The sequence below is a fragment of the Nitrospirota bacterium genome (genome assembly GCA_030645475.1).
Lineage (GTDB): Bacteria > Nitrospirota > Nitrospiria > Nitrospirales > Nitrospiraceae > Palsa-1315.
In genome coordinates this window covers 18,713-36,674 of record JAUSMA010000054.1, presented here as the reverse complement: position 1 = coordinate 36,674, position 17,962 = coordinate 18,713, and the positions used below count along the sequence as shown (strand labels likewise).

At 58.1% G+C, this 17,962-nt stretch carries 17 protein-coding genes; 10 read left to right on the top strand and 7 right to left on the bottom strand.

Going from position 1 to position 17,962, the window contains the following annotated elements:
* The first annotated feature begins 50 nt into the window (after nucleotides 1-50).
* Together Q7U76_09235 and Q7U76_09230 are read left to right on the top strand one after the other, a co-directional pair.
* The gene (locus Q7U76_09235; protein MDO8356558.1) at nucleotides 51-1,628 is read left to right on the top strand and encodes a putative Ig domain-containing protein; all 1,578 of its coding nucleotides are present in this window, start codon (nucleotides 51-53) and stop codon (nucleotides 1,626-1,628) included.
* A gap of 42 nt (nucleotides 1,629-1,670) precedes the next feature.
* Nucleotides 1,671-6,050, top strand: a complete 4,380-nt coding sequence (locus Q7U76_09230) for a DEAD/DEAH box helicase (protein ID MDO8356557.1) — start codon at nucleotides 1,671-1,673, stop codon at nucleotides 6,048-6,050.
* Here Q7U76_09230 and Q7U76_09225 read toward each other — a convergent pair.
* Both Q7U76_09225 and Q7U76_09220 read right to left on the bottom strand, forming a co-directional pair.
* Nucleotides 6,037-6,864, bottom strand: a complete 828-nt coding sequence (locus tag Q7U76_09225; GenBank protein ID MDO8356556.1) for a universal stress protein — start codon at nucleotides 6,862-6,864, stop codon at nucleotides 6,037-6,039. The genes Q7U76_09230 and Q7U76_09225 overlap by 14 nt on opposite strands.
* Before the next feature lie 25 nt (nucleotides 6,865-6,889).
* On the bottom strand, nucleotides 6,890-7,270 hold the full coding sequence (locus Q7U76_09220; GenBank protein ID MDO8356555.1) for a DUF3015 family protein: 381 nt from the start codon (nucleotides 7,268-7,270) through the stop codon (nucleotides 6,890-6,892).
* 164 nt (nucleotides 7,271-7,434) lie between these two features.
* Here Q7U76_09220 and Q7U76_09215 point away from each other — a divergent pair, with 164 nt between their 5' ends.
* The gene (locus Q7U76_09215) at nucleotides 7,435-8,484 is read left to right on the top strand and encodes a hypothetical protein (GenBank protein MDO8356554.1); all 1,050 of its coding nucleotides are present in this window, start codon (nucleotides 7,435-7,437) and stop codon (nucleotides 8,482-8,484) included.
* Between the two features lie 525 nt (nucleotides 8,485-9,009).
* Here Q7U76_09215 and Q7U76_09210 read toward each other — a convergent pair.
* Nucleotides 9,010-9,372, bottom strand: coding sequence for a DUF86 domain-containing protein (locus Q7U76_09210; protein MDO8356553.1), 363 nt, complete (start codon nucleotides 9,370-9,372; stop codon nucleotides 9,010-9,012).
* Nucleotides 9,373-9,547: 175 nt separating this feature from the next.
* Complete coding sequence (locus tag Q7U76_09205) at nucleotides 9,548-10,036, bottom strand: nucleotidyltransferase domain-containing protein (GenBank protein ID MDO8356552.1); 489 nt, start codon at nucleotides 10,034-10,036, stop codon at nucleotides 9,548-9,550.
* 405 nt (nucleotides 10,037-10,441) lie between these two features.
* Here Q7U76_09205 and Q7U76_09200 point away from each other — a divergent pair, with 405 nt between their 5' ends.
* The 7 genes from Q7U76_09200 (at nucleotide 10,442) to Q7U76_09170 (ending at nucleotide 14,854) form a co-directional block, all read left to right on the top strand.
* Nucleotides 10,442-11,143, top strand: a complete 702-nt coding sequence (locus Q7U76_09200; protein ID MDO8356551.1) for a hypothetical protein — start codon at nucleotides 10,442-10,444, stop codon at nucleotides 11,141-11,143.
* Nucleotides 11,144-11,261: 118 nt separating this feature from the next.
* Nucleotides 11,262-11,801 (top strand): hypothetical protein, encoded by a 540-nt coding sequence (locus tag Q7U76_09195; GenBank protein MDO8356550.1) that lies wholly within the window; start codon nucleotides 11,262-11,264, stop codon nucleotides 11,799-11,801.
* 86 nt (nucleotides 11,802-11,887) lie between these two features.
* A complete protein-coding gene (locus Q7U76_09190) occupies nucleotides 11,888-12,196 on the top strand; it encodes a DUF1272 domain-containing protein (protein ID MDO8356549.1) in 309 nt (102 codons plus the stop codon).
* A 46-nt stretch (nucleotides 12,197-12,242) separates the two neighbouring features.
* Complete coding sequence (locus tag Q7U76_09185; GenBank protein MDO8356548.1) at nucleotides 12,243-12,650, top strand: DoxX family membrane protein; 408 nt, start codon at nucleotides 12,243-12,245, stop codon at nucleotides 12,648-12,650.
* 128 nt (nucleotides 12,651-12,778) lie between these two features.
* Complete coding sequence (locus Q7U76_09180) at nucleotides 12,779-13,249, top strand: nuclear transport factor 2 family protein (protein ID MDO8356547.1); 471 nt, start codon at nucleotides 12,779-12,781, stop codon at nucleotides 13,247-13,249.
* A gap of 212 nt (nucleotides 13,250-13,461) precedes the next feature.
* A complete protein-coding gene (locus Q7U76_09175; protein ID MDO8356546.1) occupies nucleotides 13,462-14,226 on the top strand; it encodes a sterol desaturase family protein in 765 nt (254 codons plus the stop codon).
* 268 nt (nucleotides 14,227-14,494) lie between these two features.
* Nucleotides 14,495-14,854: a hypothetical protein gene (locus tag Q7U76_09170; protein ID MDO8356545.1), complete on the top strand. Its 360-nt coding sequence runs from the start codon at nucleotides 14,495-14,497 to the stop codon at nucleotides 14,852-14,854.
* Nucleotides 14,855-15,001: 147 nt separating this feature from the next.
* Here Q7U76_09170 and Q7U76_09165 read toward each other — a convergent pair whose 3' ends face one another.
* The 3 genes from Q7U76_09165 to Q7U76_09155 form a co-directional block, all read right to left on the bottom strand.
* A complete protein-coding gene (locus tag Q7U76_09165; protein ID MDO8356544.1) occupies nucleotides 15,002-16,357 on the bottom strand; it encodes a hypothetical protein in 1,356 nt (451 codons plus the stop codon).
* 84 nt (nucleotides 16,358-16,441) lie between these two features.
* Nucleotides 16,442-16,939 carry a sigma-70 family RNA polymerase sigma factor gene (locus tag Q7U76_09160; protein MDO8356543.1) on the bottom strand — a complete coding sequence of 166 codons (498 nt, stop codon included), beginning with the start codon at nucleotides 16,937-16,939 and terminating at the stop codon, nucleotides 16,442-16,444.
* A gap of 12 nt (nucleotides 16,940-16,951) precedes the next feature.
* Complete coding sequence (locus tag Q7U76_09155; protein MDO8356542.1) at nucleotides 16,952-17,947, bottom strand: amidohydrolase family protein; 996 nt, start codon at nucleotides 17,945-17,947, stop codon at nucleotides 16,952-16,954.
* Between the last annotated feature and the right edge of the window lie 15 nt (nucleotides 17,948-17,962).

The following is a 17,962-nucleotide window of genomic DNA, read 5'->3' as shown; positions in this document are numbered from 1 at the left end:
AAGATGGCACAACTGTTGCTCGAAGAAGAATTCGTAGGAGAATTCCGGATATGAAACATATCGCCTCAATATTGTCGGTCATGATCCTCGGGTTCAGTCTCCTCAGCTGTTCAGGTGGCGGGAGTGGTGCGGGAGGAGGCACTACTCAGGTCTTTGCGGTATCGACGACCTCGGCAACGTATGGCGTAGTCGGGAATGCCTATTCCTCGACATTGGCTGCCACAGGGGGCACGGCTCCGTTCACCTGGACCTTGTCTGGCGGTACCCTGCCGACAGGCCTCACCCTCAATGCAGGAACGGGTGTCGTGAGCGGCACCCCGACGGCAGAGGGAAATCCGACCGCGGTGTTCACTGTGAGGGACGGCACAGGCAAGGCTGCGACCGGTTCGGTATTGTTTGCGGTGCATCCAAGGACAGATCGCGTATCAGTCGATGGTACCGGTGTGGCAGGTAGCGGTGCCAGTTCGGCTCCTTCCATCAACAGTGACGGAAGCCTCGTGGCCTTTACCTCTCAAGCGGCAAATTTCGTCACCGGTGTCAGCGGCTCGCAGATCTATCTGCACAGTCGGCAAACGAATCAAATTGAAGTGGTTTCACGCGATAGCACCGCAACGATTGTCATCTCGGGAAACGGTGGGAGTAGCGCGCCTTCAATCAGTAGCGATGGGAGCCTCGTGGCGTTTGTCTCGCTGGCTACGAACCTCGTGACCGGAGTCAGCGGCCAACAGATTTACGTGCGCAATCGTCAGACCGGCCAGACCTCCGTCATCTCGAAAAGCAGTGCAGGCGTGGTCGGTACTGGTATCAGCAGTGCGCCGGCGATCAGCGCAGACGGGCGCTATATTGCCTTTGTCTCGGCGTCGACGAATTTAGTATCGGGTGTCAGCGGGGCACAGGTCTATGTGCATGATCGGCAAACGGGGCAGACGACGCTGGTTTCGAAGGACAACAACCTGACTCCCATACCTGGCAATGACAGTAGTTCTACCCCGACGATAAGTTCAGACGGCCAGTTTGTGGCCTTTGCTTCGTTGTCGACCAACCTCGGCGCCGCCGGGGGCAACCGGCAGATCTATGTTCACGATCGCTTGAATGGGCCCAACGGTACGACCAGCCTGGTTTCGAAAGATAGTGCAGGCACGGCCGGCAACGGGAACAGCAGTGTCCCATCGATCAGCGGCGATGGCCGCTATGTGGCCTTTGTTTCAGGGGCCACCAATATTGTGGCCGGGTTCAGTGGGCAGCAGGTGTATATCCACGACCGGAATACGGGCGCGAACGGCACCAATAGTCTCATTTCGCGAGACAATAGTGGGACCCCTAATGCCGGGAACCAAAATAGCAATACACCGTCCATCAGCGCCGACGGACGTTACGTCGCTTTTGTGTCGGCCTCAACCAATCTGATCGCTCTGATCAGTGGACAACAAGTATATCTCCATGACCGTACTGGGCCGACAACGAGCCTGGTGTCTCGAGACAATACGAGCGGAAGTGTCGTCGCGGGTGATGCCGCAAGCGATATCCCTGCCATGAATGGGAGCGGAGGATTTGTTGCGTTCGCCTCGCTGGCGAGCAATCTGGGCACTGGTGGCGGTCAGCACACGTATGTCCGCGCGACACCCTAGCCGATAGAGCTTCATGTTGCGGCATGGTACGATCTTCGTACCATGCCGCTCTCCCGATTCCACCCTCTCATTGCTGACTGGTTTCGTTCGAGCGTCGGTGTTCCCACCGATGTTCAGGTTCAGGCTTGGCCTGCCATTCAGTCCGGTGGCGATGTGTTGATCGCCGCGCCGACCGGCTCCGGTAAAACATTTGCCGCCTTTCTCTCCTGCATCGATCACCTCTTCAAACAGGCCCTGGCGCGTGAACTCGACGACTATACGCAGGTGCTCTATGTCTCGCCGCTGAAAGCGCTCAGCAACGACATTCAGAAAAATCTTCAACAGCCGCTTGCTGAAATAGGAAACGCAGCCTTGTCTGCGGGGCTCTTGATGCCGGAACTTCGTGTGTTGGTCCGCACCGGCGATACGCCGATGGCTGATCGCCAGCAGATGCTCAAGCGGCCGCCCCATATTCTCGTCACGACCCCGGAGTCGCTCTATATTTTATTGACGGCGGAGAAGAGCCGCCGACTTTTGCAGACGGTCCGGACCGTCATCGTCGATGAAATCCACGCTGTGGCGCCGAATAAACGAGGCGCCCACTTGGCTTTGTCGCTGGAGCGATTAGAAGCGCTGACGCTCACGAAGCCTCAACGGATCGGGCTCTCTGCCACACAACGGCCGATTGAAGCCGTGGCGCAGTTCCTGGTCGGCAATCGTGAACCTTCAGCCTGTACCCCTTCGTCCCGCACGGCTCCCTGCACCATCATCGACGTGGGGCATAAGCGCGAGATGGATCTGGCTGTGGAGGTGCCGAAGGACGAATTGAGCGCTGTGGCCACGAATGCGATCTGGGCCGATATCTATGATCGCGTCGCCGAACTGGTCCGGCAGCACCGCTCGACCCTGGTTTTCGTCAATACGAGACGCCTGGCTGAACGAGTCTCGCATTTCCTGGAGGAACGGCTGCGAGATTTAGGCGCCGATGCCGTGGCGGCGCACCATGGCAGCCTTTCGCGCCAGATTCGCTTGTCGGCTGAAGAGCGGCTGAAGAGCGGCAAGACGCGCGTTGTCGTCGCCACGGCTTCCCTGGAACTCGGCATCGATATCGGGGCCGTGGATCTTGTCTGTCAGATCGGTTCGCCCCGTGCGATTGCCACCTGTCTGCAGCGGGTCGGCCGGGCCGGTCACTGGATCAAGGCCATTCCCAAGGGCCGTCTGTTTGCAATGACGAGGGACGACTTGCTCGAATGTGCGGCGCTGATGCGAGCGATTCGGACAGGAGTCCTGGATCGCATTGCCGTACCGCCGGCTCCGCTCGATATTTTGGCGCAGCAGATAGTGGCAGCCGCAGCGACACAGACATGGGAAGAGGACGATCTGTTCAATCTCTGCCGGCGGGCCGATCCCTATCGAGCCTTGGACCGTTCGGAGTTCGACCAGGTGTTGCGGATGTTGGCGGACGGGATTGCGACCAATCGCGGGCGGGGGCTGGCCTATCTATTCCACGATCGGATCAATCGTCGCATTAAGGGCCGACGAGGGGCAAGGCTTGCGGCGATCACCTCCGGCGGGGCCATCCCTGACACGGCGAACTATGCCGTGGTTGCGGAACCTGACGGTACGGTCGTGGGATCGGTCGATGAAGACTTCGCTGTGGAGAGTCTGGCCGGCGATATCATGTTGCTGGGCAACACGTCCTGGCGCATCAAGGGCATCGAGAGGGGCAAGGTGCGTGTGGAGGATGCTCACGGAGCCCCGCCCAACATTCCCTTCTGGCGAGGCGAAGCGCCGTCGCGCACGGCAGAGCTTTCTGCCGAAGTGGCATCTCTTCGCCAGGCGATTGCAGAGCGATTGTCTTCTTCCGATCCGGCTATCAGCCATCAGCGATCAGCCATCAGCTGGATAAAGAGTGAATGTGCGCTTGACCAACGTGGTGCGGAGCAAGCTGTCGCCTACATCGCCGCTGGAATCGCGGTGCTCGGAACGGTGCCGACCCAACAGACGATCGTGGCGGAACGGTTCTTCGATGAAAGCGGCGGGATGCAGCTCGTCTTGCACACGCCATTCGGAGGGCGGATCAACCGGGCTTGGGGCCTCGCCTTGCGGAAGCGATTTTGCGTGACGTTCGATTTCGAACTGCAAGCGGCGGCGACCGACAATGGGATTGTGATCTCACTCGGCGAGAAGCACAGTTTCCCGCTCGATTCGGTGTTCGGCTTCCTGCATAGCCAGACGCTTCGCGAGGTCTTGCTGCCCGCCGTGCTTCAGGCCCCGATGTTTATGACTCGCTGGCGCTGGAATGTGAGCCGTGCGTTGCTGTTGCTGCGTTTTTCCCATGGCAAAAAAGTTCCCCCGCAGATTCAACGGATGAAGGCGGAGGATCTGCTCGGCGCCGTCTTCCCCGATGCCATCGCCTGTCAGGACAATATTGTCGGGGAGCGAACCCGCCAGATTCCTGATCATCCGCTCGTGAACGAGACCCTGCGGGATTGTTTCACGGAGGCGATGGATCTCGACGGGTTGACGGCAATCCTCAAGCAGATTGAAGCAGGGGCCATTCGTTGTGTGGCGGTCGATACGCCGATCCCCTCGCCGTTCTCGCACGAGATCTTGAATGCCAACCCCTATGCGTTTCTCGACGATGCACCGTTGGAAGAGCGGCGTGCGCGGGCGGTGGAGATGCGGCGCACGTTGCCGGCTCAGTTGGCCGACGAGGTCGGGGCGTTAGACCCTGCAGCCATTGAGGAAGTGCAGCGCGAATCCTGGCCCGTCGTGCGCGATCCGGATGAATTGCACGATGCCTTGCTCACGTTGGTTTGGTTGCCGGTCGAGGAACTCAAGGACTGGGCGATGCACCTGCCACGATTGATAGAGGAAGGGCGGGCAATTGAGTTGGTGGCTCGGGACGAGGGGCGAGAGGCAAGAGGCTGGGTGGCGAAAGAACATCAGTCCCAGGTCGAAACGGCATTGGTGGGAGGCGATGAGACGACGCTCGACGCTATCGTGCTCGGCTGGATGGAAAGCATTGGGCCGACGATGGATAGTGAACTTGGAGCGCGATTGCACCTTCCGGTTGAAACGGTCTCTCATTCTCTGCTTCGCCTCGAAGCGTCCGGTCAAGTCCTCCGCGGCCAGTTCCGGCCGCGCTCAGCAATCAGCACTCAGGACTCAGCATTGTCGGGCGCGCCCGAGTGGTGCCATCGCCGGTTGCTGGCCCGCATCCATCGATTGACCATTGGCAGGCTGAGAAAGGAAATCGAGCCGGTCACGGCGGCTGAGTTCATGTCCTTTCTCTTGCGGTGGCAACATGTGGCGCCTGGGGCACGTTTGCATGGAGAGGCGGGGCTGGCTGACGTGATCGCCCAGTTGGCCGGTTTCGAAGCGGCCGCCTCGGCCTGGGAGCCACAGCTGTTACGGGCGCGGTTGGCGAAATATGAGCCGGAGTATCTGGACCGGCTCTGTCTGAGCGGGGCCGTCAGTTGGGGCCGGTTGTCTCCTCATCCGCGGTTGGCACAGGGCAGCGATCTTGACCGACGTCGGATCGTCCCGACGAGTGTGGCGCCGATCGGTCTCTTTCCACGTGAGGAGAGCGAGTGGTTAATGGATGTCTTCCACGCTGACGCCGCATCGGCCGGGCCTGACCCCTTTGTCCAGTTGAGTGCCGTGGCGCAAGATCTTCGTCGGACTTTGTCTGAGCGAGGGGCAAGCTTCTTTGCCGATCTCGTGCGAATGACCAACCATCTTCCGAGTGAAGTGGAAGAAGGGCTCTGGGAACTCGTGGCCACAGGCCTGGTCACGGCCGATGGCTTCGATAATCTTCGCGCGCTCATGGATCCGCGTCGCCGTCGAGCAGAAGGACGAGGGCGGTCTCGCCGGCCCCGTCATTCAGCCGGGCGGTGGTCGCTGCTCCGAAGCGCTTTCAGCCATCAGCCATCAGCTATCAGTCCTGAGCCCTCGCGGTTAGTCGCCTCACGCCTTACGTCTGACGTTTCACGCTCGGTTGAGCCCGTTGCGCGCCAACTCCTTCGTCGTTATGGCGTGGTGTTTCGCGATTTGCTGGCCCGTGAATCGTTGGTCCAGTCCTGGCGCGATTTGCTGGTGCAATATCGGCGCATGGAGCTGCAAGGCGAGATCCGAGGGGGACGTTTCGTCTCGGGATTTGTCGGGGAGCAATTTGCATTGCCGGAGGCGGTCCAGTCGATGCGGGCGTTACGCCAGACCGGCTTCGGTCTGGCTCAGGAGGTCAAGCTGTCCGCCTGCGACCCGCTGAATCTGGCCGGTGTGATTCTCCCGGGACCGCGGATACCGGCTGTCCCGACGAACATGTTGGTGCTTCGTGACGGGGTGGTGGTGCGAACTGTGCTGGGTCGGGGCGCTGCGGACAGACCGAACGAGCAGCTTGAGGGGAGCAGACCGAACCATCAACTCAGGCTGGAATAGCGAGCAGAGGGCAGCGTGCCCCACGGACCACCCGTTCGGTGGTGCTGCCGCGAAGCAGGTCGAACAGGCTGTTGTGCCCATCCGTCATCATCACGATCAGGTCCACGTCGAACTCCGCTCCAGCCGCCAGTATCCACTCGACCGGATCGCCCTTGGCGGCGAGGGTCTCCCACGACCAGCCTGGGCGCTCGGGCTTGGTGAATTTCGGGAGATCGGCTTCTTTCCCAAGATGCACCAGTTCGAATAAGACATTCTCGCTGCCCAACGCACTCGCCAGTTCTGCTGCAAGATCGATGGCCGGTTGCGGGTGCGGCGTATGGACGATGGGGATCAACACGCGGGTGAGGTTGATCTTGCCTGTTTCCGTTGAGACGAACCCCTCGACGCCGGTTGGGACAAAGAGCGTTTTGGTGTGAGTCTTGCGCGATAAGGGCTCGGCCACGGCCTTGTGCGTGAGTCGAGCGAAGCCTTCGCGCTGGTGCGTCGACAGCACTAACAGGTCTGAGGGGTGGGCGATCAACTGCTGGAGGATGGCGTCTGTGGCATGATCTGCGATGGCGCGGACTCGTTTGATCTGGATCCCCAATTTCACGACATCGTCTTTCGAGCTGCCTTCCGGCAAGACGCCCCATCGAGCGAGGAGCGGCCGGATGCGAGGGAAGTCTTCGAAGTCTTTGCGCCCGATGGCGGGGTCGACATGCATCATCGTCAGCTCGCCCTGTACAAGGCAGGTGAGTTTGAGGGCATGGGCGAATGCCGCGGAGTCTTCGGTTGAGAAATCCGTGGGATTAAAAATTCGTCGAAATGGGAGCATCGGTCGAGTATTCCTTATTCAATGTTTAGCGAGCCAGCGTCCGCACCTGTTGGACCTGGGTGTCTCGATCGGATGTGGTGAGCGCTTCGAAGTTCGCCTGGGCCTTGCTGTGAAAGGCGGTCTGCTGGTCGTCCGGTAATCCTAGAAGAGTGCCAAGCGATGTCACGTATTCCCCACGCCCTCGTGCCAGATCCTGCTCCACATTGGCCTCGTTCAGGGCCAAAAAGGCCGTGAGCTTATGTTCGGGATGCAGGAGCCCGTCTTCATTCCACCAGGTGCGGCCGGACGTCGTGCCTGTCACATTGGAGGTGGTATCGGTCGTTTCCTTAACTGTGGCTTTGAGTGTGCAGCCGGATGCCAACAGCAGAAGCGCTGGAAATAGGGCCAAAACAGCATGTTGTTTCATCACGGTCCCTCCTCTGTGGGGCATGGAGTCGAAGGTCTTATCGCAGATCGTATTCGTTATATATAGCACAAGAGCGCTGGCGTACTAAAGTTCAACCTAGTGGGCGCCGATAGGAGAAGTACGCGGCAAGTCGTACTGAGCCTGTCAAATCGAGGAGTGGCATCATGTCCGTTCAAGCGCTGACCCAAGTCGATCCGAACCAGTTCTTCAACCTGTCGTCTTCGAACAATACGGGCGCTCAGCGATTGGATACGAAGGTCGGCGGGGTTGCGGTCTCCACCGACTTCTCCGGTCGCCTCAGTGTGACGACGGCGGAAGGCGACAAGATTACCCTCTCAGCGGATATTGAATCCGATTTCCGCGCGGTGAACTATACGTCCCATGCCGCCGGCAACGGTACGACGACGGATATTGAGGCGAAGTATGCCGAGTACTCGCTCAAACAAGAATTCGGGGTGACGGTCGAAGGCGATCTGAACGACCAAGAGGTGAAGGACCTTTCCAAACTGTTTCGGAAAGTCGCGAACATCTTCAAGAAAGTCTTGAGCGGACAGGATGATGCGGCCCTGGCTAAGTCTTCAAAGCTGAGCGAGAGTTTTGGCGACTACTCCTCCCTGTCCGGTTTGGACCTGAGCGTCGACTTCGAACGGACGGTGACGCGCTTTGCTGCGGCATTGACCGGTGAGACGGCGAGCCAGCCCGACACGTCGACTCCTCCGACCATTCCGTCTGCCCCAACACCTCAGGCCGTCACCTTTGGTCCGGCACCCACGACGGAGGAGGCGATCCCTGCTCCGTCTTCCGATACCACAGTCCCTGCGATTCCACCTCCGGCTCCAACCACTGAAGCCGTGACCCAAGGTGAGGCGCCGACGACGGCAGCGGCGATCCCGTCTCCGTCGACTGGTATCACGGTGCCAACCCAGGGTGCGGCGCCTGCGGCTGTGCCAAGCCAGACCTCGTCGATCGTGCAGCAAGTGTTGGATGCGACGAAAAGCGCACGGATCGAGACGGACAAGCTCGGCAAATATTTTTCGCAATTCCTGAAGAACTTCGGGAAGACATCGCAGAATGAGAAGGCAGGCGAAACGCAGCAGGCTGAAGGGGCTCAGACGAATCCGGCTCCTACGGCTCCCGAACAGGCGGGGAGCTCGGTCTATCTGGCCTACCAGTCAACACGACAGACGACGTTCTCTCTTTCAGTGAGAACGTAGGGCAACAGCGTCAGCTTTCGGGTTGGCGTCAAGCAAGACACGGCGAGGTGTGGGACTCCCACATCTCGCCGTTGTCGTTTCAGTGCTAGCAGGCTGCAGGAAACTCATCTCGGTATAACAGGGCTTCGATTGCCTGTACGTCTAGGGGAAGCCTGGTCTATCTGCTCCATCTGGTTGATTTGGTTCATCCGGTTAGTTTCGTTCAACCAACAAAACCAGATAGACCAGACAAACCAAACAACGGTCTTCTTAGGCGGACAGGCGGGGAGTAGCCAGACCGCCCTTCTTGCTCGCTGAGGCCGCACGATCAGAATGTGCTCCCTCAATGCGCGCAGTAAAGGACGATCTGGCTACTCCCCTATTTAAACGATGAGGGAGTGAACTGGAAGACTAGGTTCGCTGCTGATCTCCGGTGCTCGCGCAACGCGCGGCCTGAGAAGGCCCTCGTTGGACGTGCGCAGTAGGAGATCGAGCAGGCCTCCCCCATTTGAGATGGAGGCGAAGGGGTCTGGCCAGTTAATATGTTTAGCGGGCGTTGAGTCGTTGGGCAACCGCTTGGGCGAACTGCCGAAAATCGTCGAGGTGACGGCTGCAGATCTGATAGACGATGTTCCAATCGATGGTGTGATAGCTATGAACCGCAATGTTTCTGAATCCGACCGCTTTTGTCATACGGTCAGCCAGGGCAGGGGTGATGATCTGAAGGTTCTTGAGCGCGTCGAAGTTCTCCGCCATGGTGGCAGGCGGACGGGCGTCGGTTTCGGCAATCAGGTGGGAGGCAAGATCCACGGATAATTGCACGGCACGTTGGAGATTTAGGGCGATGATGTCTTGCAGGTCGGGGTTCTGTGCCAGTTGATCGGAAGACGACGGCGTCTTTGTCGCGATTCGCTCGACGCAGCGGCGGAGGGATTCGAGCTTGGCTTCGACTAGCCCGCATTATTCACGAGGGTTCGTGACGGAACCGTTGAGACGTCAAGCGAGACGGGCGCGCGGAGTCGTGAATGAGGGAGGCATACTTAACACAGTATGTTGACCGAGTGAGCGGCGAGCCCGCCCGCCGTCAGGCGTGTCGTAGCGACGTATCGGCGGTTGTAGTAGAAGCTTCCGTGGGTAATGCGGGCTGTGTTCCGATCCATGCCTGCCTTCTTTCCGCGAGGATGCGGCGATAATAGGGCATCACGTCGGCCTCTTCATAGACCACTCGCAGGAGCAGGTCGGCATAGCGTGTCCGGTCGGTACAGAAAATCAAACACCCCTTCGTCAGAATCTGTTGCAAGAGTGGTCCGTGAGTCTGTGAGAGATCGATCAGGTCGATTGGCCGACCCATCGCGACCGCCAGTTCTTCGATGAGCTGAAGTCGGGTCTGCGGACTGAGCGGCGCGGTCGAAGCCACGGCAAGATCCAGGTCGCTATCGGCTCGTTCGCGTCCGGCCGCGAGCGAGCCGAAGAGGATCGCCACGGCGATAGATGGATGGCAAGCCAAGACTTGTCTTATTGCAGCCTGAACCCTGGCGCTTCCCTCAGAAGTCATGTGGCCGGTGTCGCTCATATCTCTTCAGTTATCACGAATGGTCTGTGGGCGCAAGGGAAGGAGGGCGAGGCGGCTGGCGTAGTCTCTTTGCTCGCGGAACGCGCGCCCTCCGAAGGGGGAGAGAGGGCAGGCTAGGTGATCTCCTGTGCTCGCGCAACGCGCGGAGGCTCGTCTGTCTGGTTCTTCTGGATGAATTTCCAGTCCGACCAACCAGACAAACCAGATAGACGAGATAGACCAGGTGAACAATTTTCGTTGGACGCGCGCAGTGGGAGACTATGCAGGCCACTCTCTTGAAGCGAGGACGCGCAAGCTTGGAATGAACGTTGACAAGTAAGTGAACACGCGCAAGAATCACGCACAAAGTTGTAGACCGTCGGGGCGTACTATTTCCGCTCAATACCTGCAATAAATAGGTTTATTATGATCACCTCGGAACTAATGCAACGCATCAAGTCGGCAGGTTTCTATCCCATCCCTGTTGAGGGAGGCGCTACCCGTGATGAGCCGACGGATTTTATGTTCTCCGGCTCGTTGGAGGAGTTTTTTGAGGCGGCAAAGGCGTTGGGGGTGACGGTGATTTTTTTCTTCGTCTCGAAGCTCGGCGAAGAAGATTTTAATTATGATTTGGATTACGACGTCAAGGATGGTGGTGAAGACTTCGAGGAGGAAGTATTGAGTTCGGATGAGTCTGCGGGAGATGCAGAGAGTTTTGATTTGACGGTTGCATTGCCGTCATTGGCAGACTTTAGGAAGTATATCGGAGAGGAGTGTCAGTTTCTATTGATCGCAAAGGGTCAGTTGGCTGCACTGAGCTTTTCTTTATCTGAGGCTTGGTGGGATTCATTTGAGGGGCAACAACAAAAGGCTATCGAGAAGGTTGCTGAAGACCGGGAGGCGATTCGCGAGAAGATGGATGCACAGAGGTTGAAGCAGGAGGAGCGCGTGCTTGCCAAGACCCGGAGTCTTTTGGACGACTCAGAGTTTTGTCGCATCCCCACGCAACGCGGTATGCGAGCATATGCCCTTGAAAAGTTCTCTGAGTTAGATGAGGTGGATGATTCCCGTCTCACACAGGAGATTCAGAAGCTGAGCGATAAAGCTAAAGCGAGAAAAAGAAGGTGATGAGAAAGACTGGAGCAGGAAACGGGGACATTCTGAATTTCTGTAGGCGACCGTGCGTTTCTCGGGAGCTGGGTAAGGTTCCAGGAACCATTGATTGCCATGTGTCGGTGAGTCACTGATGGATCATTTTGAGAGCATCATCGCTACACTGCTTGAAGCGGATGGCTATTGGGTACGTAGATCTTTCAAGGTCAACGTGACAAAAGAAGAAAAGCGACAAGTCGGAAAGCACTCCAGTCCGCGTCAGGAGATCGACTTGCTAGCGCTTCATTTCGCTAGAAACGAAGTGCTTGCCCTTGAGGCAAAGTCTTTCCTCGATTCTCCGGGTGTCAAACTCGCACAACTGCAAGAAGAGCACGATGTGCCAAAGGGGCGCTACAAGCTTTTCACCTCAAAGCGCTATCGCTCAATCGTTTTCTCAAGGTTGTTGCAAGACCTCGTTGCCTGCGGCATGGCGAGGCCAGATACGAAGATTTCCCTCGGTCTCGCTGCTGGCAAGGTCTACCAAGGGCAAAGCGGGCCACTCCGTCAGTTCATGGAGCAGAATAAATGGATTTTTTGGTCACCCGAAGACATAAAACACAAAGTCACCGTACTTGCGGAACGTGGGTACGAGAACGACCCAGCCATCATCACCGCCAAGATTCTCATGCGTTGACACATACCCATTCATTCCAGGGGAGCAGGAAAATGTTCCAGGAACCATTGATTGCCGGTTTTAGGTAGCTTCACATCGAGAACACCATGCTTGAACTCAGACCGACCTGCGAGCACTGCAACAAGGCTCTGCCGCCTGAGTCGCTTGAGGCGCGGATCTGCTCGTATGAGTGCACCTTCTGTGTGACGTGCGTTGAGCAGGTTCTGGGTAATGTCTGTCCCAACTGCGGCGGTGGGTTCGTCCAGAGGCCAATCAGATCTGCGACGAATTGGAACGGCGACAACTTCCTCGGGAACGATCCGGCTGGCACGAAGGTGAAACATCGACCGGTCGATGCGGCGGCGCATCGCCAGTTCTTGGCCAAGCTCAAAACGATCCCGCCGGACAAGCGCTAGAGGGTTAATTTTCCATGGTGAGAGTCTCGCCCATTCAGCTTGAGCGATGAATCGAATCAAACACATCTCGCGTTGGCTGTACGGCCTGTTCTTTATGGCGGCCGGAGTGAACCATTTCCTAAACATGCCGTTTTATCTGAGCATCATGCCGCCCTATCTGCCCTGGCCTGTGGCGCTGGTGTACCTCAGCGGCGTTGCGGAGATCGGGTTGGGAGGTCTTCTGCTGTTCGAGCGGTGGTCCCGGTTGGCGGCCTGGGGATTGATCGCCTTGTTGATCGCGGTCTTTCCTGCGAATGTGCATATGGCATTGCACCCTGAACTGTATCCCTGGGCTTCGCCGCTTGGGTTGTGGCTCCGACTGTCCCTTCAAGGCATATTGATCGCCTGGGCCTATTGGTACAGCAGGCCGCAATATGAGAAGGCGGGGACTGAAAGGTGTCCCAGAAGCCATTGATGCCCCTCTCGATCATGGCTGTTTTCATCAATGATGGTGTACATAGAACGAACGAGCAATTGCTCCAGAGTCTTATATCTTTTCTCAGTAGTCGATAGGCGAACTCAATCTTTCACGTAAGGAGAGATATTGAATCCCCGAGACCACCATTGCCGCCATTCGACGCGAACACTGCCGCTCAAAAAGTTCGCATGGCCGAAGATGCCTGGAATACCCGCGACCCGCAGCGGGTTGCCATGGCGTACACGCAAGACAGTGTCTGGCGAAATCGCGCGGAGTTCCTGGCTGGACGTGACGCCATCGCGCAGTTTTTGACTCGAAAATGGAGCAAGGAGTTGGACTATCGGCTCATCAAGGAGTTATGGGCGTTCTCCGAGAATCGTATTGCGGTGAGGTTTGCCTATGAATGGCATGATGATGCCGGCAGGTGGTTCCGGTCCTACGGCAATGAAAACTGGGAATTCGACGAGCAGGGGTACATGCGTCGCCGTATCGCCAGCATCAACGACCTGCCGATCAGCGAGGCGGAGCGCAAGTATCACTGGCCGCTGGGGCGTCGCCCGGATGACCATCAAGGGCTCTCAGACCTGGGCCTCTAGCTGCACGAGGTCGATCGGTTCGGCGTATCATCCGGTTTCATGGTCCGGCCCTGGTCCTTTTTACAGGTCAGTCGTGATGCGTGAGCGTAGTAAGGCTCCAGGGGTCATTGATCCGTGAACATTGGATTGAGCGGGAGTCAGCATGAGCAGGGGGTGGTATGGGCTCTGACGACCTCATTTGAGTAGGTTCGTACCTTTCCGTGCTGGGTATCATGGCCACATGGGAACTGGTGGCGCCGCGACGAAGGCTGACGGCTTCGAAGCTCTGCCGATGGGGCGGCAATCTCACGATCGTGATCCTGAATACGGTGATCGCCCGGTTGTTTTTCATGGGCGGTGTGGTGGCAGTTGCCGCCATGGCGGAGGAACGTGGGTGGGGTCTGTTGAACTGGATCGAGGGGCCGGTCTGGCTCGAATTCGGGCTGGCGGTGGTGGCGCTCGACTTCATTATCTACTGCCAGCATCAAGTGTTCCACCTGGTTCCGATCCTCTGGCGGTTCCACATGATGCATCACTCCGACCTGGATCTGGATGTGTCCAGCGGGGTGCGTTTTCATCCGGTCGAAATCGTGATCTCAACGATGGTGAAGGCCGCAGCGGTACTGGCGTTGGGAGTGGCCCCTTTCGCGGTGGTCGCCTTCGAGATTGTGCTCAACAGCACGGCCCTGTTCAATCACAGCAATGTGCAGATGCCGGTGAGTCTCGATCGCATACTTCGGTGGTTCGTTGTGACGCCGGACATGCACCGCATCCACCATTCAGTGGACGTGCGCGAAACCAATAGCAACTATGGTTTCAATGTGCCCTGGTGGGATCGGTTATTCGGAACCTACTGCGCGGAACCGGCCCTGGGACAACTGGGGATGAAGATCGGCCTCGAACATCTGGGTCCCCCGGTCTGTTTGAACCTGTTCATGATGCTGCGGTTTCCGTTCGTCACGCAGCTTGGGCGCTATGTTGGGCGTATCCAACCATGATTCCTGTCTAGCAGGATGCTGAAAACGTTCGCCAGCTTCGTTCTCGGCTCATCGAAATCCTCAACGGAGACCCGGCCGCCTCACCGACTTGGCGGCGCGCACAGACATGGTGCTCCTTATTCGTCGCACCGTGCGCCCCCAGGGGTACGCCTCCGGTTTCGATTCCCCTGCGGCCTTGCTGGACGAACGTTTTGAGCATCCTGCGAGGCTGTTCTGATTTTTGACGAACCGCCTCCGCCTACAAGAAGATTCCGGTATAATCCCTCTCATGCTTGAACTGCTGCTGGTCCTCGCGAGCCTGGTGGGATTTTGCGTGATCGCGCTCATCACGCTCGTCGTCACGCCGCAGATCATGATCGAGTTGGGGCTCTGGGTCTTGGTTGCAGGCCTCCTCGTCGGGATCCCGACGGGCCTGTGGTATCACGTCGTTCTCTACCGACAGCTCAGGCCACGCACGACGCTCCCGCCTCGTTGGTGGAGGGCTCCCGTCGAGCTCCATCCGTTGCTGACGCCGCAAGAGTTCCGGCGAGTAAAGCCCTGGTTTGTGGCTGGAGCCGCCGGGTTTCTGCTCTGCTGCATCGGTGGAGTAGCCGCGATTGTCGGGCTGGTGGTGATCAACTTCTTGTAGGATGCTGAAAACGTCCGCCAGCTTCGTTCTCGGCTCATTGAAATCCTCAACGTACCCCAGGGGTACGCCTCCGGTTTCGATTCGCCTGCGGCCTTGCTGGACGAACGTTTTGAGCATCCTGCGAGGAGGTTCAGGAAGTTTCTCGCGCTAGCGACCGAGCGGAATCTCGACGGAGAGCTGTGCCGTAGAGGCTGGGTCTTGGTTGATGACATAAGTGGCTTGTTCCTGCGGGACTGTTTCTTGGAGTTGGTCGGGAGAGAGCCGGTCGAACAGGGCGGCTTCCTGCCTCGTGATCGGTCCAAAGGGGACTTGGGAGAGGCGGACCGTGAGGGTGACGGGACCGTTTTTCTTTGGCAAGGGAATCTGTTGTCGCTGGCCCGCGGTAATCTTCAGGGAGATTTGTCCGGTTTTTTTATCAGGCAAGAGCAATTGCGTGGGTGAGGAGCCGACCGTCATCCAGATTTGTAGATAGGAGGCTTGATTGGCCTCCAGGGCGAGACGTGCAGGCGCGGTATTTTTCACGGCCGTCGCCGCATCCACTTCCCGATCCTGCCCATCTGTTCCAGAAACGACAAAGCTATAGCGGAGTCCTAATGGTTTGAGTTGGGCGGCTGCTTCCACTGCTTTTCCTGCCAGCGCGAATCGATCCAGTTTCCGCTCAGGCCGGTTCGATTGGGGCGCCGACTCAGCAAGCGGTTTGCTGAGTCGCTCTTGTTCTTGAGCCATTCCGGGACTATCGGCCCTTGCCGCGTCCTCGCCGTAAAAGAGCGTTCGTGCACTGACTGCCGGTGCTCGCATGGGGGCAGGCACGGGGACTGTAGGTGGTGCGGCGCTCGCTGCAAGTTTCTGATCCTCAGAGGAGCCTAATTCCTGCGATGTCTTGCCAAGTGCGGCGACAGGAGCTTCGGCTTGTTTTTGTCCTGGGTCTTGTTCGTTCCCCTGTTGCCGCCTGTCCCGCGCGAGATCCGATGCCCTCTGTTCTGGCTGTGAAGGCGGCTCAGTCTGTTCTCTCTTTGCCATCTTGTCGGCAAGGGTGTCTTTCTTTGAAGAGGGAATTGTCGATTCGAGGCGCTCCTTGGTCTTCGCCTGGGGCTCCGTGACGTAAGGCTTCGCAGGCTGAGAGGCTGGAGCAGTTGTTGTCGGCGCTGCTGCGGGCATTGCCTCTTCAGTGACGATCGATTGCGCCGCCTGTTTCAGACTGTCCTGATAAATCCTGATGCCTAATACGACTGCGAGGGCCGCTGCGGTCAGGCCTCCGGCGAATGCCAGCCCGGCCGGTCGCCTGAACCAGTCTAGCCACGAGAAGGATCCTCCTGCGCCTGAGGCGCTCTTCTGTCCCAGTGACGCGAGGAGTTTGCGGCGTACGACAGGGTTGGCCAGCAACTCTTTCAGCGCCTGTTCATCGGCTAGCGTATTGAAGAGCTGCTGGTCGTGCAGTGCAGCGGTGAACAGCTTTTGACGCTCCTCCTGAGTGAGTGTATCGGCTGCAAATCCGCCCAGCAATTATTCGAGGTCCGGCTCAGACATTCTTAACCGTCATTCGTGAAACGTGAAGCGTATCTCGCTCAGGACTCAGCACTTCCCCCGTCATTCCCAACTTCCGCCCATGAGAGTTAGTAACTGTTTTCTGCAGCGCAGATCCCACGTGTAAATGGTGTTGATCGAATTCTGGCCCATCAGCTTCTGGATTTCAGGAAAGCTGTTGCCTTCCAGTTTCCACTTGAAGAGTTCGCGGCAGCGTTCGCCGAGTTGGGCCAGCGCGATCAAGAGTCGATCGACGCGCTGTTTCTGATCCAGCGCCATGGCTGGATCGTCGCCGGGATCGGCGAGCGGAAGGTCGTCGACCGATTCCTGCTGATACTCGCCTCGCCGGAGTGACTTGCGATGGGCATCCAGCATTTTGAACCGGAGGATCTGAAAAGCGAGCGGAACCAGCTCGGTCAGTTCCGTGACGCGCGCATATTTGTTGTGAAGGACCGAGAGCACGTCTTGGACAAGGTCCTCGGCGCGATCCCTCGATACTCGTAATGTCGCGAAGGCCAGAATCCTTTCGCGCAGGCTGGCAAGTATCTCCTCGCGATCCATAGACATGTCGCGCTAGCTGGTCGTTTTCGCCGCTGTATGGGGAAGCAGGTCTCCCAGCGAGCGGAAGCCTAATTTCAGCCCATTGCAGACCTCGACTTGCCGGTCGAAGCGGTTTTTGGTCTGCATCATCTTACGCAGCGTCCCGAAGGCGACGCGACCCCAGGCGGCGACGTGGAACACGGACAGGGGATAGTCGGTGCCGAAGAGCAGGCGTTCATGCACCTCAGGATACTTGCGAAGATGCAGGAGCATTCGGAACCGGTTGGGCAATGTGAGAGCAGAGATGTCCGAATAGAAGTTCGGGTAGCGCTGCACGAGGTCCCGCAACGTGGGCAGAAACTTTTCATAGAGGATCAGGCCGTAGCTGCAGGCATGGGCGGCGATAACGGTGGCGCCTTCGTCGAGCGGCATGCGAAGCCGCTCCGGGTCGCCGACCGATTGATCCTTGCCGATCAAGCTGAACTCGTAGCCGACGTGACTGAGGAACGGCAAATTCCGTTCGGCTAGTGCCCGGTAGAAGGGTTTGTACTTCGGATTGGCCGGGTCGAATTGTTTCGCGTTCGGCAGCACTTTTACCAGGACCGCGCCGGCATCGGCGCAGCGATGGACTTCATCGATGGCGTCGCGCCGCTGGGGATTGATCGAGACCCCTGCGAGTAATTCATGCGGGTGGGCCTGCGCCGTCTTCAGCACATAGTCGTTGCTGATGAGGAAATCCGTGTGTTCTCGGCTGAGCAATCCGTTGTGATCGTAGACGCCGTCCATGCCGAGGAGTACGGCTTTCTGCACATGGCGGGAGGCGCGGAGTTCGACCAGGAGGTCGTCGAGATATTTCTGATTGGCCTCGCGAGGGCGATCGACAGAAAGTCCGTGTTTCCAGAACAAGAACCGAAACAGCGGACTCTTCAACATCTTGGGCGAGATGTAGCAGCCGTTGTCGCCATCGGGCAACGCAGCCAGATGGACATGACAGTCGATCAGCGATTTTGTGGCAGGTGGCATTGTCATACTACTTCGTATCTC

Excerpts from the sequence above, each read along its gene's own strand:
- Q7U76_09235 (MDO8356558.1), top strand. The coding sequence starts at position 51 with ATGAAACATATCGCCTCAATATTGTCGGTCATGATCCTCGGGTTCAGT.
- Q7U76_09230 (MDO8356557.1), top strand. The coding sequence starts at position 1,671 with ATGCCGCTCTCCCGATTCCACCCTCTCATTGCTGACTGGTTTCGTTCG.
- Q7U76_09225 (MDO8356556.1), bottom strand. The coding sequence starts at position 6,864 with ATGCTCCCATTTCGACGAATTTTTAATCCCACGGATTTCTCAACCGAA.
- Q7U76_09220 (MDO8356555.1), bottom strand. The coding sequence starts at position 7,270 with ATGAAACAACATGCTGTTTTGGCCCTATTTCCAGCGCTTCTGCTGTTG.
- Q7U76_09215 (MDO8356554.1), top strand. The coding sequence starts at position 7,435 with ATGTCCGTTCAAGCGCTGACCCAAGTCGATCCGAACCAGTTCTTCAAC.
- Q7U76_09205 (MDO8356552.1), bottom strand. The coding sequence starts at position 10,036 with ATGAGCGACACCGGCCACATGACTTCTGAGGGAAGCGCCAGGGTTCAG.
- Q7U76_09200 (MDO8356551.1), top strand. The coding sequence starts at position 10,442 with ATGATCACCTCGGAACTAATGCAACGCATCAAGTCGGCAGGTTTCTAT.
- Q7U76_09195 (MDO8356550.1), top strand. The coding sequence starts at position 11,262 with ATGGATCATTTTGAGAGCATCATCGCTACACTGCTTGAAGCGGATGGC.
- Q7U76_09190 (MDO8356549.1), top strand. The coding sequence starts at position 11,888 with ATGCTTGAACTCAGACCGACCTGCGAGCACTGCAACAAGGCTCTGCCG.
- Q7U76_09185 (MDO8356548.1), top strand. The coding sequence starts at position 12,243 with ATGAATCGAATCAAACACATCTCGCGTTGGCTGTACGGCCTGTTCTTT.
- Q7U76_09175 (MDO8356546.1), top strand. The coding sequence starts at position 13,462 with ATGGCCACATGGGAACTGGTGGCGCCGCGACGAAGGCTGACGGCTTCG.
- Q7U76_09170 (MDO8356545.1), top strand. The coding sequence starts at position 14,495 with ATGCTTGAACTGCTGCTGGTCCTCGCGAGCCTGGTGGGATTTTGCGTG.
- Q7U76_09160 (MDO8356543.1), bottom strand. The coding sequence starts at position 16,939 with ATGGATCGCGAGGAGATACTTGCCAGCCTGCGCGAAAGGATTCTGGCC.
- Q7U76_09155 (MDO8356542.1), bottom strand. The coding sequence starts at position 17,947 with ATGACAATGCCACCTGCCACAAAATCGCTGATCGACTGTCATGTCCAT.